General features: G+C 44.8%; 13 protein-coding genes. 4 read left to right on the forward strand and 9 right to left on the reverse strand.

Annotated elements, in window-relative coordinates:
- Window positions 1-191 precede the first annotated feature (191 nt).
- Window positions 192-704, reverse strand: a complete 513-nt coding sequence (locus ACRRSW_RS05475; RefSeq protein WP_432458823.1) for a methylated-DNA--[protein]-cysteine S-methyltransferase — start codon at window positions 702-704, stop codon at window positions 192-194.
- Window positions 705-734: 30 nt separating this feature from the next.
- Entirely contained in the window at window positions 735-1,523 is a 789-nt protein-coding gene (locus ACRRSW_RS05480) for an isocitrate lyase/PEP mutase family protein (RefSeq protein WP_432458824.1), read from the reverse strand.
- Between the two features lie 148 nt (window positions 1,524-1,671).
- Between ACRRSW_RS05480 and ACRRSW_RS05485 the strand changes: the two genes are divergently transcribed.
- Window positions 1,672-2,571: a LysR substrate-binding domain-containing protein gene (locus ACRRSW_RS05485; protein WP_432458825.1), complete on the forward strand. Its 900-nt coding sequence runs from the start codon at window positions 1,672-1,674 to the stop codon at window positions 2,569-2,571.
- A 207-nt stretch (window positions 2,572-2,778) separates the two neighbouring features.
- Here ACRRSW_RS05485 and ACRRSW_RS05490 read toward each other — a convergent pair whose 3' ends face one another.
- A complete protein-coding gene (locus ACRRSW_RS05490; protein ID WP_432458826.1) occupies window positions 2,779-3,252 on the reverse strand; it encodes a DUF1203 domain-containing protein in 474 nt (157 codons plus the stop codon).
- Window positions 3,253-3,410: 158 nt separating this feature from the next.
- Here ACRRSW_RS05490 and ACRRSW_RS05495 point away from each other — a divergent pair, with 158 nt between their 5' ends.
- Window positions 3,411-4,253, forward strand: coding sequence for a methylated-DNA--[protein]-cysteine S-methyltransferase (locus tag ACRRSW_RS05495; protein ID WP_432458827.1), 843 nt, complete (start codon window positions 3,411-3,413; stop codon window positions 4,251-4,253).
- A 114-nt stretch (window positions 4,254-4,367) separates the two neighbouring features.
- Here the strand turns inward: ACRRSW_RS05495 and ACRRSW_RS05500 are convergent, their stop codons facing one another.
- Window positions 4,368-4,847, reverse strand: coding sequence for a GNAT family N-acetyltransferase (locus tag ACRRSW_RS05500; protein ID WP_432458828.1), 480 nt, complete (start codon window positions 4,845-4,847; stop codon window positions 4,368-4,370).
- Between the two features lie 348 nt (window positions 4,848-5,195).
- Between ACRRSW_RS05500 and ACRRSW_RS05505 the strand changes: the two genes are divergently transcribed.
- Window positions 5,196-6,185 carry a transposase gene (locus ACRRSW_RS05505; RefSeq protein WP_432458829.1) on the forward strand — a complete coding sequence of 330 codons (990 nt, stop codon included), beginning with the start codon at window positions 5,196-5,198 and terminating at the stop codon, window positions 6,183-6,185.
- Between the two features lie 557 nt (window positions 6,186-6,742).
- Here ACRRSW_RS05505 and ACRRSW_RS05510 read toward each other — a convergent pair.
- The 3 genes from ACRRSW_RS05510 to ACRRSW_RS05520 all read right to left on the reverse strand — a co-directional run bounded on the left by ACRRSW_RS05510 (window position 6,743) and on the right by ACRRSW_RS05520 (window position 11,815).
- The gene (locus tag ACRRSW_RS05510) at window positions 6,743-7,930 is read right to left on the reverse strand and encodes a methyl-accepting chemotaxis protein (RefSeq protein ID WP_432458830.1); all 1,188 of its coding nucleotides are present in this window, start codon (window positions 7,928-7,930) and stop codon (window positions 6,743-6,745) included.
- A 286-nt stretch (window positions 7,931-8,216) separates the two neighbouring features.
- Window positions 8,217-10,049 (reverse strand): right-handed parallel beta-helix repeat-containing protein, encoded by a 1,833-nt coding sequence (locus tag ACRRSW_RS05515; RefSeq protein ID WP_432458831.1) that lies wholly within the window; start codon window positions 10,047-10,049, stop codon window positions 8,217-8,219.
- A 347-nt stretch (window positions 10,050-10,396) separates the two neighbouring features.
- Window positions 10,397-11,815, reverse strand: a complete 1,419-nt coding sequence (locus ACRRSW_RS05520) for a PLP-dependent aminotransferase family protein (RefSeq protein WP_432454195.1) — start codon at window positions 11,813-11,815, stop codon at window positions 10,397-10,399.
- Window positions 11,816-12,027: 212 nt separating this feature from the next.
- On the opposite strand from ACRRSW_RS05520, the gene ACRRSW_RS05525 reads away from it, so the two are divergent.
- A complete protein-coding gene (locus ACRRSW_RS05525) occupies window positions 12,028-12,297 on the forward strand; it encodes a DUF1127 domain-containing protein (RefSeq protein ID WP_432454194.1) in 270 nt (89 codons plus the stop codon).
- Window positions 12,298-12,322: 25 nt separating this feature from the next.
- Here the strand turns inward: ACRRSW_RS05525 and ACRRSW_RS05530 are convergent, their stop codons facing one another.
- Together ACRRSW_RS05530 and ACRRSW_RS05535 are read right to left on the reverse strand one after the other, a co-directional pair.
- Entirely contained in the window at window positions 12,323-12,931 is a 609-nt protein-coding gene (locus tag ACRRSW_RS05530; RefSeq protein ID WP_432458832.1) for a glutathione S-transferase family protein, read from the reverse strand.
- A 60-nt stretch (window positions 12,932-12,991) separates the two neighbouring features.
- The gene (locus ACRRSW_RS05535) at window positions 12,992-14,149 is read right to left on the reverse strand and encodes an iron-containing alcohol dehydrogenase (protein ID WP_432454192.1); all 1,158 of its coding nucleotides are present in this window, start codon (window positions 14,147-14,149) and stop codon (window positions 12,992-12,994) included.
- Between the last annotated feature and the right edge of the window lie 88 nt (window positions 14,150-14,237).

Genomic DNA, 14,237 nt, shown 5'->3' on the forward strand with positions numbered 1-14,237 from the left:
CCGCTCAAACAGATGAAATGTATCAGCCCCCTTTATTTGAAAGTTCTCTGTAGGAAGGTCACCGTTTAATAAAACTTTGATGATTAAACGCTGGCGACTAGCGAATGGCAAGGACACTACGGTGGCGGGGGATCAAGCAAGCCGGCTGCTTTTTATGTAAACAGAGGCTTTGTTATTCGTAGCGTTTTAAGCTAAATGAAGAGATTTTGCTCTAACGATAAAAGACGTTTTTTTAATGACAATCCGCCAGCATAACCTACCAGCGTACCTTGAGAACCAATAATACGGTGACAAGGAATGATAATCGCTAAACTATTTGCGCCATTTGCATTACCGACAGCTCTCACTGCCGCTTCATTTCCAATTGAACGAGCTAAATCTTGATAAGTGGCAGTGTGACCGTATTCCACCTTTTCTAATGCGCCCCATACCGACTTTTGAAAATCTGTACCTACCAGCAATAGGGGAATATCAAAAACGCGACGTTCACCAAGAAAGTATTGTTCAAGCTGAGTCTTGGTCGATTCCAAAATATCGTCGTTTTGTTCTGTAAATGATGCATTCAGACCACGCTGAATGCGTTTATCAACAGACGCTCTCATTTTGCGATATCGAAAGTCGCACAAACAAAGCTGACCTTGATACGAACCGAGAAGAAACTCCGCATAAGGATGTTTAAAATACTGAATATTGATCTGTTGCACGGTGTCTGCCCCTTAAACAAAATGGTATAGCTAAAGTCCCATCGACAGCTGTTTTTCTTGAGAAAATAAAGACTGCCAGTTTCCTGTTTCTGTTATCTCAAGTAATTGGTGTTGTAGCCTTTTATGCATAGCTTGATGGGCAAAGTTACCCATGCTGATACGTTTCACTCCTAAACTTGCTAATATCTCGAAGTCAGGTAATTCAGGTATTGTCATTACATTGATCGGGAGTGACGCAGCTTTGACGATTGTTTTGATATCATCAATTTGGCTCAGGCAAGGAAAGAATAGTCCATGAATCCCAGTCCTTTGATAAGATGTTATCCGTTTAACTGCTTCTGCAACGGCATTATCTACGCCCAGTAAAAAGACATCACATCGTACATTAATAAATACATCTATCTCACGTTGCTGTAATTGATAACAAATAGCAGCGAGTAGCTTGGTAAATTCACTGGTATCAACCAAGGTTCTGTCTGCGCCGACTCGACTGTCTTCAATATTGATACCGACAACACCAAGCTCAAGCAATTGCTGAATATTGTCGACAATGATTTTAGGATCTCGGCTAAATCCCGCTTCAATATCCACTGTTAACGGAAGACAACTCGCTGCTTTAATACGCGAGACAATGTATCGTAATTCTTTAAAAGGAATTTCTTCACCATCTTCGTAGCCCAGCAGGCCAGCGATTGCGGCACTGGACGTTCCCAAAGCTTGATACCCTGCATTTTGTGCACATTTTGCGCTGATTGCATCCCACACATTTGCGATGAAAAGTGGCTGCGCTTGTTGGTGCAGAAGTTTAAATTCTTGCATCTTACATATCCTCTATTGGTGGTCGCTATCGTGATGCTGTTGTAGTGATTATTCAGAAAAATGAGAATGTGTACCAATGATATGAATCGACTTGTAATATAAGTCATGCTTATAATATCTGCTGCAGTTAACCCTAGGTTTATCTATTTTGTTTAAAAATATCAATCTGTTAGTTACATTTGAATGTGCAGCCAGACATAAAAGCTATAGTTTAGCTTCGACTGAGCTGTGTATTTCTCAAGCGGCTGTTAGCCAACAAATGCGACAACTGGAGCAGGCGCTAGGCGGGCGCATGTTTATCCGTAAACGCAGACAGATGGTGTTAAGTCAACAAGGACAGTTATTATTCGAACATACTCAAAAAGCACTCGGGATTATCAATCAAGGTTTAAGCCAAGTTCGCCAAGAAGTCATCGCTGGTGAACTTACGATTAGCTCAACCCAAGCCTTTACTTCGCTGTGGCTTATGCCACGATTGCAGTGTTTTTCTGAGCAGTATCCAGATATACAAATTCGCGTTGTGTCTTCTCCTCATTTTGAAGACTTGAAACAAGCACATATTGACTTGGCTATACGTTTTGGCAGTAAAGTCGCTGAATATACGCCAGATAGTCTTGCGTGTGATTATTTGGGGCAAACAGACGTATATCCAATATGTTCTGCACAATTAGCGAAAAAACTGCCGTTAAACTCTCCTATCGATCTGCTTTCTACTTGGCTTGTCACTTTGGAAAGCCCCGGCGCTTATGATTGGAAAAGCTGGTTTAATCACATCGGTATTACTGAGTATGAACAGCATAAGCAATGGACCAAGGTAACAAGCACCGATATGGCGTTAAACGCAGTTGTAAATGGTCATGGTGTTACGCTAGCAGTGCCTTATTTATGCCAGCGTCAGCTTGATTCTGGCGAGCTAGTGATTCCTTTTAAACTTGCTCATCCTTACCCCGTGAAGCGTTATATGGTCTATGACCCGCACTCTTCCAAATTAGCTCGTTTAAAAGTATTTATGGCGTGGTTAGCAACCGAGATGCCAGCCAGCAATTAAACCAGTTGGGGCTGGGGCTTAATGGCTACCCAGGTACCCTCAATTTATGAGGCTTTTGCTTTTTTTGTCATACATCTATAGGCCATAAAACTTTCAAAATTATCAAGCTCCCATCATAAAGCTTTTTTAAGATGGGGCTCAAATCTAGGTTCCATATTTCGATGCTATCGATGACTTACTTTTGATGCTAGGTTTCTCTTGGTACTGTCAATCTCGTTCAATTCTAAGGGCGTAGCATCCATATGCCGCAAATCTTAGCAGTACAAACTCGACAACAGGATTGGATAAAAAATTATCCAGCACGAGCTGAGCGTTACTTGGGCTAACCAGTTCGGCATCTACAATTTCTTCGCCGCGATTGTAGGCTCTTAGTACAAAGTTTTGCCCCAAGTAGTCGGTATCTTTGCCGCTTGGCAATGGGAGTTGAGTCAGATCTGGTTGTTCATCGCTTGCTTGAGCACGAATAAAAATTGGCCCATATTCTTTGTAGGGACCGGGAGCGCCGAACGGACAATAACTAGCAAGAATAATTTTTTCCCCAGCACGGGCCCTGCGTAAAATATCTCGACATGGCTCACCGCCTTCAGCAATTTTAAATACGACCGCTTGGTTTTGATCGTCGAGCCCTGCATTTCGCGCTTTCAATAAAAAGTCGGGACGTATTGGTGTAATAAGCGCCATAAATTATTCCTTGTAATCAATGTATTGATGAACAGTTTACGAGGAAAAATTAAGTTATACGCTCCGATTCTTGCGCACTTGAAAGCGCAAGAATCGGATGGCTGCGAAATAGACCATGGGATATGATGAGGGCAAACAGCTCCCTTGGATATAGAATCATGGCCGATACAGATGCACGTATAGTGCAGGTTGCTCAGAGAATCGAAACCGATGCCGACGAAGCGCTTAATCTTGAAGAATTGGCTAGGCAAGCAGCGATTAGTCCTTGCTACTTACAACGTAAGTTCAAGGCCACGTTTGGCGTGTCGCCCAAGATTTTTCAGAATGCCATCCGCATCAATCGATTAAAGCAATCACTTAAGAAAGGGGGCGGTATCACCGATGCGATATTTGAAGCGGGTTTTGGTTCAACCAGCCGAGTCTATGAGCAAGTCAACCGAAAGCTAGGAATGACACCTTCTGCTTATCGTGACGGGGGCAAAAACCTCACCATCTCATTTGCCTTAAGGACCACCTTCTTCGGTCAGTTAATGATGGCCGCCACCGAGCGAGGAGTATGCTTTGTGCACTTAGCCGACGACGCAACGCATCTTCTACAAACATTGCACCGTGAGTTTCCCAATGCGCAGCTGGTAGCAAGCCCTGAAGATATGTCTCATGAGTTGGACTTGTGGATTGAAGCCCTGGAGAGTCACCTTGCCGGCAAAGGACCAAAGCCCGACTTACCGCTACACCTGCGCGGTACCGCGTTTCAAATAAGCGTCTGGAAATTTTTAATGAGTGTCGAAGACGGACAACAGGTATCGTATAAACAAGTCGCAGAAGGTATCAATGCACCAAAATCGTTTCGTGCGGTGGCTAACGCCTGTGGTGCTAACAATATTGCAATATTGATCCCCTGTCACCGAGTACTACGCGGAGATGGTCAGCTCGGAGGCTATCGTTGGGGGGGACAGCGCAAAGCAAAACTACTCTCTATGGAAGCTGATCGTAAAAGATGATTTTTTAAGTGATTGTTTTTAAATGTAAAATTGTTAATGATTCTAGCCGCTCAGACAGTGACCCCTTTTATTTCAGATCCGCATTTAGGGGGCAAGCTACCTTTGGCAACCCAATTATGGCTTGATGATTTTACGCATGTTGTGACTAACCATTTGATAACCGATGCTATTGTATAAATATTGGGCACCAGTGTTTTGATTAAAAACATGCAGCCCTATGCTCGTGACTCCCTGCTCTGCGACGACTTTTTCAATTAAATGAAGTGCAGATTTTGCGTAACCTTTTCTACGATAATTTTCATATATACCAACGTCATATATAAAAGCAGATTTGCTACTCGCTTGATCTTCAACTTTAACCCAAATATAGCCAGCATGATCACCACTTGTGTTTTCTATCACATCAAATAAGTAATTATTTTTGCTCTTTAATCCCTCGGGTAAAAGATTAAAACACTCGTTTTTAGACCTCTCTAATGCTCCTGATTTATCCCAACGGCCAGATTGAACATTTTCATTTGCATAAGCAGGGATCATTATATTTTGATACTTCGAGAATGACTCATCATTCATCGGTGTTAATGAAATTTTCATACGATTGTAAACTCTTGATTGGGGCACTCTAGGCCAAGTTATGGGGCTATGTTGAGCGTTAGCGGAAAACTGTCTGACATTCGCCTGAATGAGTAAGGATAAATGCGCTGAAAGCCCACTATAGGGGCCGACTATCCAGTAACTATCTGATGATTAAACGCTAAGGTCTAGTGAAAGGCAAGGGCATGACCGTGAGGATATGTCTGAAAGAAGCCAGACACCTTTTTACCTAAAGAGCAAATAGACAGCAAATATTTAGACCAAGCAAATATTTAGACAGCCATTCTAACTAGCCAAATTCCTGTAATAATCTAAACTGTCAATAGTTGATTTTTGGGAGTTATTGCCATGCCTCGGTCAAGACAGTCGCAAGTGAGCTTATCGGATACACCTTATTATCACTGTGTTTCCCGCTGTGTACGCCGGGCTTTTTTGTGCGGTAAAGACCAACACACAGGTAAAAGCTATGAGCACCGCCGCCAGTGGGTGGAAGATTATTTGCTGCAACTTACTGCGGTTTTTGCCATTGATGTCTGTGCTTATGCAGTGATGAGTAATCATACCCATGTGGTATTGCACATCGATAAGGCCAAAGCCGAAGCCTGGTCCATGGATGAAGTGTTAGAACGCTGGCATATTCTGCATCAGGGCACCTTACTGACTCAAATGTATCTCAATTCTGAGTTACGTCCAAAGTTAAGTGAGGTGCAACTACAGGCCATTCACGCCACAGCTGAAGTCTATCGGACTCGCCTTTTTGATTTAAGCTGGTTTATGCGCCATTTGAATGAATACATTGCTCGAGCTGCCAATAAAGAAGACCAATGTACCGGTCGTTTTTGGGAGGGGCGTTTTAAATCTCAAGCCCTATTAGATGAAGCAGCCCTAGCAGCTTGTATGGCCTATGTGGATTTAAACCCGGTTCGCTCAAATATAGCGAGCACGCCTGAAACCTCAGACCACACCAGTATCAAACAGCGCATTCAGCAAGCCAAACAAGGTCAGCAACCCAAGCCGCTAATGCCTTTTGTCGGTAACCCCAGAGAAACCATGCCTAAAGGTTTACCCTTTGAGCTACAAGACTACCTGCAACTGGTGGAGCTCACCGGCCGCGTTATCAGAGAAGATAAACGTGGGTATATCGATGATGCACAAGCGCCCATTTTACAGCGCTTACAAATCGATGAAGAAAGCTGGTTAGCCTTGAGCACGGGTTTAGAGCATCACTTCGCCAGTGTGGTGGGAGCGGGTCACTCGCTAGAGCGCTACAAGCGTGAGCACAATCAACTTCGCATCAAAGGCATGGCAGCGGTTAAACGCTGGCTTGATGCTGGGTAAGTAATTTATTTATAGTCTGATTTTTTGTCGACTGAGTAGGTATTTAGCATATCTCGAATCACTATGTCTTTCGCCCTCGTGAATCGCTTCGCATTGACTAAAGCCCCAATATTTAGCGTTTTCAAGAACAAGTTGGCTCTTCAAAATTGATTTGAGTTGATGACATCGACGGATGCTCATTGGATAGTTAGAATGGCTGTCTAATTAGTTATTTTTCGCCCTCATGAATCGCTTCGCATTGACTAAAGCTTTGATTAACGCCCCAGTATGTAAGGTTTTTAAGAACAAGTTAGCTCTTCAAAGTTGATTTGAGTTGATGACATCGACAGATGCTCATTGGATAGTTAGTATGGCTGTCTAATTAGTTTATTGGATAGTTAGAATGGCTGTCTAATTAGTTTAGTCTAATTAGTTTAAAACTCGATACACCAGCCAAGGGGAAGTCGCATCAAGTTAACCAGTTTTGGTCGGATACAACTAAACGATTTTAGCCTCACTAAAATCGTTTAGTTGATACTCAAGCTGCCTTAATTCTGTGAATTACAAAGCAACTACCCTCATGTGGTTTTTTGAACATTAAGACTGAAACGAGCCAAACGCGTTCTTAATTGTAGAGACTCATCTCGTTGGCTTGTGCTCTGGTTCGCTAATTTTAGTACTGCGTTGCCAATCTCGGCTAATGAGTTGTTGATCATCACAACGTTTGTATTGATTTCTTCGGTGACGGTTGTCTGTTGCTCTGCTGCGGTGGCAATCTGCGTGACCATGTCACTAGCCTCAACCACATCAGAAAAAATGGATTTTATTTCAGTCGCTTGATTATTAATAGCGTTAACGGCTTGTTCTACATTACTGGCAATAATATGCATCGCATCTAGCGAGTGTTTAGCCTTCGAGTTTAGGCTTTGGATGGTATTTTGAATTTGATGCGTCGATTGTTGAGTGCGGCTAGCTAGGTTTCGTACTTCATCTGCGACCACAGAAAAACCTCTTCCATGGGCTCCTGCTCTTGCCGCTTCGATGGCCGCATTGAGGGCTAACAAGTTAGTCTGTTCGGAAATATCTTCAATCATCTTAGTCATCTCATTAATCTGAATCACACCGCTGTTAAGTTCATCAACATGTTGACTGGATGAATGAATATGCGTCGCGTCCGCTTTGGTTCCTTCGGCCATTTTTTGCATAATAAGGCTACCGTTTTGAGCGCTGGCACTTACGTTTTGAGTTTTATTGGCGGCCACTTCGGCATTTGATGCGATTTGCACAATGGTCGCCGACATTTGAGTCATCGCAGAGCCGAGTAGCTCCATTTGTTCTTGTTGTGATTGAATTTGCGCACTACAACTATTTCCTAGTGTGTGAAATGTTTCTCCATCGTGATGCGCTTGATCTAGTAAAGCCATTGAGTCACACAAAATTTGTCGAATCGTTTCTCTGAGCAAGGCTACGCTTTGGGTGATTTTAGCGAATTCTCCCTTTTCGAAAGGTTCACTCTTTACAGAAAAGTTGCCGAGATTCATTTCTTCTAGCTGTTGACGGACTTGTCTGATCTGGGCGACCAAGCTTAGATAAAATCGAATAAAGGCCAGAATAATGGCAATCGAACAAAGTCCAAGAGTGACGATTAAATAGTTATTTTGAATGTTTGTAGAATAATGCACGAAGTTTGTAATGAAGAGGGCTGACAAGGATACGAACATCAGAAATAACAGGCGCAGCTTGATGGAAAAAATAGTATTCCGCATAAAAATTCAACCAGTAATGGATCGCAATCTATGATCTCATATTCCAAATACGGTTTGCCAAAGCATCTAAGGGAAGTGATTTTTCACCGATGAAACATCGGCCTGAAGGCGTGTAAATGTTGACTAACTATCGATCCAAACAGGTCATATCGAACGATAATAAAGCTCGAGCATTTTTGTTAACTGGGATGAAGGGGCTGTTGGTCGTAAGGGAGGGATTGAATAGGGGCTAGCCGAGTGACTTTGTTCGGCAGATGCGGCCTATTCGCCACATCCACCGAGATGTTTATTGCTTCTCAAAAGCACCTAAATCTGGTGCAAGGCCTAAGCTGGGTAAACCTACGTCAACGCCAGCATCGATTAAGTCGCTGTCTGATTTCAGTTTGAATAAATCGTTATCGGCTAAGCTGCCATCGATATTTCTTTCCATGGTAGCTAAAGAAAGATCCAGGCTGAGAAAATCTGCCGCGCTGAGCGATACACCGCCATTCCATGAATTCGCCAGCTGGTCGGCATTGCTAATATTCTCACTGCTAGATAAGGATATATTGTTGCGGAAGATGTGCGTCTCGCCATCGTTGAGGGAATTACCAAAGCCAAAATTAATGCCGTTATCATAGGCGGTGTTATTGAGCAGTGTGATTCCGCCAGCATTGTTGTTTTGGTCAAAACCTTTCAGCGGATTCCCAAAAGCGACGGAGTTGCTGATCCGATTATTGGCCGCCTTAAAATTTCCGCCTAATTTAAATCCATTACCGTTGCCGGAGAAGCCGCCATAGCCCCATACGTCAACGCCATTACGAAAAGCCCAGCTATTTTCGATAATCACCACTTCATCACTGTCGTAGGTATCAAAGCCATCGTCGGAATTTTCCCAAGCGCGACAACCAATAAACTTATTGCCCGGCCCTTGGGTTTGCTTAGGGCCAAAGCCATCGGCCATGCTACCATCCTTTTTAGGGTCGTAATTACGATAAGCATCGGAGTTAATCACCGTGGTATAGGCCCCCCCTTTATTAATTTCTAAACCAGTATTGCGATTGTGGTGGAAAGCGCAGTTTTCAAAAGTATTATGTTTACCCTTTACATAAACCCCTTGATAGCCAGCACGAGTCACTTCAATGCCTTTGAAATACCAATAATCACCATTTAAGGCAAAGCCATAGGAGTTTTGTACCCATTGCTGTTCGGGGAAAGAGAAATCGATAATCGCACGGCCACAATTGGCTGCCACCACACTGATTGGTGCGCCAGCCTGTCCCGATTTGGCGAGAGTGATGGTATTGGCAACACCGCTGGTATAAGGAATGTTGTAGCTGCCAGCTTGCAACAGGATCATTTCGCCTGCACCGACTAAGTTCAGTGCACTGTTAAAATCTAAGGCTGAGTTGAAGCTGTCGCCATTGGCCCAGCTGGTTCCTGTGGGGGATACGTAGTAAATATGATTGGCGATAACGCCGCTGGTTTCCCCTGCACAGCTGGCTGCCCCGCTAGCCGTCGCTTGTGCGGTATTCGAGTTATATTGGCTGCCCGCTAAACCATATTTGATCCAATAGTAATAGGTGGTTCCCGCGCTGGTATCCTGATCGACATAAGTCTGTGCGCTATTGCTAAGACTAGCGATCCGCACTCGGCCACTGGGATCGGCATCTGTATCGCGATACAGTTGGATACTTGATACCTCTCCAGCCTTCGACCAATTTAAATCAATGGTTGCGTTGTTGGCTCTGGCATTTAAGCACAGGTATTCGCCACAGACTGTATTGTAAGTGGTGGCACTGGCTACGGCTGAATTATACTGCTGACCATTGGCGGTGAATTTGAGCCAGTAATAATAAGGGCTGGCGAGTTGTATGGTGTTATCGCTATAGCTGGTGGTTGTAGTATTTAGGGTGGCTATGCGCGTTCGGCCACTGGGGTCGGCGTCGGTATCGCGATAAAGCTGAAGATTGCTTACGGTTCCTTCAATGGTCCAATTAAGAGCGATTGCTCCGGCACTGGGGCTGGCCGCTAAACAAACACTGGCACCGCCGCCACTGCCACAATTTGCCGCGAGTACTGCAATACTTGAAGAGCCGCAGCCAAATAATAATAAGCTGATGAATACGGTACGTAACATGTTTAAATCCCTCTATTTATACCTAGTCCGTTGATAAGGATTACAGTTGGCCTCTGTTGTTTGATCGTTAGCTGCTATCTATGGCGTATATACGAGTTATCGCTTCGGCTAATAACAATCAAATAACAGGATGCTTAAATTAATCGAGAGCTTACGGATTACAGCTATTTCGCAGGCTCTTTTTATTTGTAATATCTTAGCATCAGAGAATTGGCTCGGGCATGAAATGCTACTGATTATTTGAATCATGTGGACTCGAGCAACTTTTTGCCTCTTCGTGCTGGTGACCGCAATTGATAAAGTTGCGCCAATTTTGATTGGTGAGGGAGCGCAGATCCTGCGCAAGTTTAGGCTTGCTGCAACATCAATTGAACTTGTTTACCAATAGTTTCGATGGCTCGCTCTATTCGCTGGTTGGGAAGGTTGGCATAATTGAGGCGTAAACAGTGCTGATACTTATTGGCTGCCGAAAACAAGTTTCCCGGAGCGATACCAATGCGTAATGGTTTTAAGCGTTCATTCAGTTGTTCGGCATTGATTTGTTCTGGTAGTTCGACCCACAAGAAGAACCCGCCTTGCGGACGACTGATTTTGGTTCCTTTGGGGAAGTAGCGCTTGAGCCACTGTAGCATCAGGTCTCGATTGCTTTGGTACTGTTGTTTGGCCAGGCGGAGGTGTTTTTCGTAATACCCTTGTTCAATAAAATCGGCCACTGCCAATAACGGTAGGCTATTGGCGCCTAAGGAACTTACAAATTTTAAGTGGGTGAGCATTTTACCGAAACGTCCGGGGGCAACCCAGCCCACTCGTAAACCGGGGGCGATGGTTTTTGAGAATGAAGAACAAAACAGCACTCGCTCGTTACTATCGTAAGATTTAAGGCTGCGTGGCCGAGGGTGTTGATACACCGTATCCCCGAGGATGTCATCTTCAATAATGGCGAAGTCATACTTTTCTGCCAAGCGAAGGAGTTTGAGTTTATTTTTTTCGGGCATCTGATAACCCAGCGGGTTATTTGAGCTAGGGATCAGCTGTAGTACCTTAATTGGCCATTGCTCTAGCGCAAGCTCGAGAGCGGGCAGACTAATTCCCGTTTCGGGGTGGGTCGGAATTTCTAAAACTTTGAGCTGATTTGACTGAATGGCCTGCATCGAGCCGTAGAAGTTAGGAGAGTCTATCGCAACAATGTCACCGGGTTGGGTGAGAGCTTTTAGGCTTAAGGACAAGGCTTCTTGGCAGCCAGCGGTAATTTGAATGTTATCGGGGTGGATATGGCAGCCTGAGTTTTGCATTAAGCGTGCGATCTGTACCCGAAGTTTATACAGGCCATTTCCTTTGTCACAGCTAAATATTTGTTTGCTGTTGTTTTTAATTTGCTCGGTCATCAAGCGTTTTAAGGGCTTAAGGGTTGTTGCGGTGGTATCCGGTGAGCCTCGACCAAGCGCCAGAAAGTGGTCGTTACTTTCGGTCATGGTGAGATCTAATACCTGCTGCCAGTTATCAATTAGCACTGGGCGCTGTTCGGGTTGACTCAGCGAAGGTAAGGGTTGCTCTTGTTGGCGCGGACTAACGTAGTAACCGGACTTATATTTGCTATGCACAAAACCAGCGTCTTCTAACAGGCGGTAAGCCTCTTGAACGGTTGAAATACTCACGCCGCGTCGTTGACTCATTTCGCGGATTGACGGCAGCTTTTGCCCAATCGGGTAATAGTCTTGCATGATCTGTATTTGTAGTTCGTGGGCAAATTGTTGATATAAGGTCATCCTACCTCCTCCTCTGCAGGGCTCAGTAATAACATGTCTAAGTACAGATTAGCAAAATAAGTAGAAGAGCATGACAGATAGATGGATGAAAAGCATTACAGATGGCCATTTTGTGGTTCTGTCATGTAAAGATAAAAATTATCTGAATCTGTCATGCTTGGTGACTGAATTTTATACTGAAAGTGTCATCATCAAAGTACAGGAGAGATGCAATGAGACCCATATTTCAAGCTCGTTTATTGGCTCACCGTTTACAGCAAACACTCGCTGCTTATCAAATGCTCGCACGTAGCCGTCGGGCCTTGGCAAAGTTGAGTGATGATCAGTTGGCTGACATTGGGGTAAGCCGAGTGCAGGCCCAACGGGAGGCTTACCGTTTTTTTTGGCAGCGGACAAAGTCTCGCCCGAAAGTAAATTTACAGCGTTCTGCGCCAGTGGCTACAAGCCATAAATCGGCCTCATTGGGCCTCTCAGGCTCTTAAGCTTGTTGGGCCGCGCTCCAGTCAATTATCCTTGTTTTGCTGCTTTTAAATAAGCGGGGCGTAGCTGAACTTTGGCAAGGTAAGCTTGGGTATGGCTTCGCTCTTGCAGTAAGCCTTGGCTGTCGGCAATTTCTAATACAATTGTCATCATAATGTCGGCAGCACTGAACTGCTGGCCTGCAAAGTAGGGCTGCTGGCTTAAATGTTGTTCAATATAAGTAAAATCAACGGCGAGTTCTTTGCCAATGTAATAGTCTAAAGGCTGACTTGCATCGCGTTGTTCTAAACCTAACAGCAGGTGAGTGATCACCGGTAAGGCGAGCGAGCCTTCTGCAAAATGCAGCCATTCCACGTAACTGTAATAGTTTGGGCTGTCTTTTGCGGGGCGAAGCGCTTGTTGCTCGCTTTTGTCTAACAGATATTCCATGACTGCTCCCGATTCACATAGAGTTCGCTGCTCATCAACAATAATCGGCGCTTTTCCCAGAGGATGGATTTTTTTCAAACTTGGTGGCGCTAAATTACTCACCGGATCGCGTTGATGAACGACGACTTGATAAGGCATGGTGAGTTCTTCGAGTAACCACAAAACGCGCTTGGAACGAGACTTTTGTAGATGGTGCACAGTAATCATGAGTTTTCCTTGGAGATGTTGAATGGCGCTTCAAGATGTAATGAAGCGCCGCTGTTTGGCTTATAGCGCCGCTTGGTAGATTTGACGGCTAAGATCTAGGTTGATTTGTTGGTCTTCGCCGAGTGCTAGCATTTGGTGTTGTTCAAGCTTGGCTAATAATAATTCGACATCTTGGTCGCCCAAGTCTATTTCCGATAAACGGGTTGGCACCAGCATCGCTTTAAAAAATGCTTCGGTGGCGGCAATTGCTTGCTCGATCCGTTGCGGTTCATCACCTTCGGTGATGCCCCAGATCCGCTCGGCATATTGTAATAACTTGGCGGCTTTGGTCTCTCTACGGATTTTCATTACTGCGGGGAGAGTGATCGATAAACTGCGGGCGTGATCCACACCAAACGCGGCCGTGAGTTCGTGGCCAAGCATATGACTCGCCCAATCCTGTGGTACCCCGGCACCAATTAATCCGTTTAAAGCCATGCTGGCGGCCCACATAATATTGGCGCGAACCTCAATGTTATCTTTGGTTTCGGCGGCTAGGGCTTTTGGCCCTTCTTCGATGAGGGTGAGTAAGATCCCTTCGGCGAAGCGGTCTTGAATTTTGCCATTCACAGGATAGGTGAGGTATTGCTCCATCACATGAACAAAGGCATCTACTACGCCGTTACTAACTTGGCGCGGCGATAAACTCAACGTGACACTGGGATCGAGGATAGCAAATTGCGGCCGTACAGCTGCCGCCATGAATGGCAATTTGTTCCCATCACGGGTCACGACCGCACCTGCATTGGTTTCAGATCCGGTGGCTGGCAAAGTGAGCACTGCACCTAAAGGGAGGGCGCTGTCTACCGGATGGCGTTTAGCAATGATGTTCCAAGGATCATCACCTTGATAAAGCGCCGCTGCGGCGATGAATTTACTGCCATCGATGACCGATCCACCGCCAACGGCGAGAATGTAGTCAAGCTGTTCTGTTTTGATTAATTCAACGGCTTTGATCAAGGTCTTGTACTGCGGATTTGGCTCGATCCCAGAAAACTCAACCCAGTGATGGCCTGCCAAGGCTTCGGTGACTTGCTGATAGACGCCATTATTTTTAATCGAGCCGCCGCCATAGGTGAGTAATACCCGCGCATCGGCAGGTAGCTGTTGTTGTATATTGGCGATTTGACCTTCACCAAAATGAATTTGGGTGGTGTTTTGAAAAGAAAAATTTAACATCTTAATTCCTTCATAGTTTGTTTTTTCGGCTCAAGGCTGTTGAGTGATGCCGCTTTGTCAATGAAACAAAGCAGCATTCTTCAGCACA

Origin of the sequence: Agarivorans sp. QJM3NY_25, from assembly GCF_050870875.2 — a bacterium.
In the GTDB taxonomy this organism is placed as follows: domain Bacteria; phylum Pseudomonadota; class Gammaproteobacteria; order Enterobacterales; family Celerinatantimonadaceae; genus Agarivorans.

Coding starts and splice junctions, on each gene's coding strand:
- ACRRSW_RS05505 (WP_432458829.1), top strand. CDS start 5,196: ATGCCTCGGTCAAGACAGTCGCAAGTGAGCTTATCGGATACACCTTAT.
- ACRRSW_RS05500 (WP_432458828.1), bottom strand. CDS start 4,847: ATGAAAATTTCATTAACACCGATGAATGATGAGTCATTCTCGAAGTAT.
- ACRRSW_RS05490 (WP_432458826.1), bottom strand. CDS start 3,252: ATGGCGCTTATTACACCAATACGTCCCGACTTTTTATTGAAAGCGCGA.
- ACRRSW_RS05520 (WP_432454195.1), bottom strand. CDS start 11,815: ATGACCTTATATCAACAATTTGCCCACGAACTACAAATACAGATCATG.
- ACRRSW_RS05510 (WP_432458830.1), bottom strand. CDS start 7,930: ATGCGGAATACTATTTTTTCCATCAAGCTGCGCCTGTTATTTCTGATG.
- ACRRSW_RS05535 (WP_432454192.1), bottom strand. CDS start 14,149: ATGTTAAATTTTTCTTTTCAAAACACCACCCAAATTCATTTTGGTGAA.
- ACRRSW_RS05480 (WP_432458824.1), bottom strand. CDS start 1,523: ATGCAAGAATTTAAACTTCTGCACCAACAAGCGCAGCCACTTTTCATC.
- ACRRSW_RS05530 (WP_432458832.1), bottom strand. CDS start 12,931: ATGATTACTGTGCACCATCTACAAAAGTCTCGTTCCAAGCGCGTTTTG.
- ACRRSW_RS05495 (WP_432458827.1), top strand. CDS start 3,411: ATGGCCGATACAGATGCACGTATAGTGCAGGTTGCTCAGAGAATCGAA.
- ACRRSW_RS05525 (WP_432454194.1), top strand. CDS start 12,028: ATGAGACCCATATTTCAAGCTCGTTTATTGGCTCACCGTTTACAGCAA.
- ACRRSW_RS05515 (WP_432458831.1), bottom strand. CDS start 10,049: ATGTTACGTACCGTATTCATCAGCTTATTATTATTTGGCTGCGGCTCT.